Source organism: Rhizobacter sp. P2_H2 (assembly GCF_056403375.1).
The window spans coordinates 1-695 of record NZ_JBFUFP010001704.1 but is presented as its reverse complement, the minus strand read 5'-3'; the positions used below and the strand labels follow the sequence as shown (position 1 = coordinate 695).

Annotated in this window: 1 protein-coding gene; it reads left to right on the top strand. The window is 67.6% G+C overall.

All coding sequences use genetic code 11. From position 1 onward, the window contains the following. Positions 1–259: 259 nt before the first annotated feature. A complete protein-coding gene (locus AC1D15_RS35720) occupies positions 260–604 on the top strand; it encodes a hypothetical protein (RefSeq protein WP_465112994.1) in 345 nt (114 codons plus the stop codon). Positions 605–695 lie beyond the last annotated feature (91 nt).

The following is a 695-nucleotide window of genomic DNA, read 5'->3' as shown; positions in this document are numbered from 1 at the left end:
CACCAGCCCGGTGTCCTGCCCTGGCGCATTCCACGGGTGGACGTCGTGCGGCATCGGCAGGCCCGCCTCGCGGGAACGGGTGGCGGTGGGGGCGGCATGGGCTCGCATCTGGGGACTCCCGATAAGGATGGCGCGACGATAGGCCGGGTTGGGGCACCGGTACACCAGCCAGCGTCGCGAACCCCTGTAGGAGGACAGGAGGGGCGCCGGCTGCCTTGTAGGACCGCGTAGGCGTTTTCCGACGTTGGAATCCGGCACTGTGGACTGGCTCGCGAACCGGGCCTGCGCGAGCATCCGGCATCCAGATGTTGCATCGCCAGAAAAAGCCGTCATGAAAACCAACAATTGCGCTCGCTACCTGCTGCTCTTCGGCTCGAAGGAGTCGCCACGCGCCGTGCTGTTCGACGACGAGGAGCGCCTGCTCGCCGAGATGATCGATGAAGACGGTTTCCTGGTCGACAGCCTGCTGCGCGAGGGCCGTGCGGTGCGCCCGCCCTCGAAGCTCGTGGCGGCGGTGTCGCAGGCCCTGCGCGCCTGCGCCAGGCAAATGGCGGGCAACGGTGCCCGTGCCGATCTGCACCTTCGTTGCTTCGCGCTCGGTTGAACGCGGAACGGGAAGTCATCCCGATGCGGCACGACACCTTGTCCATCCCCGGAGTGAAGGTGCCGTTGCCGGCGTTGGGGCCGGCACACAC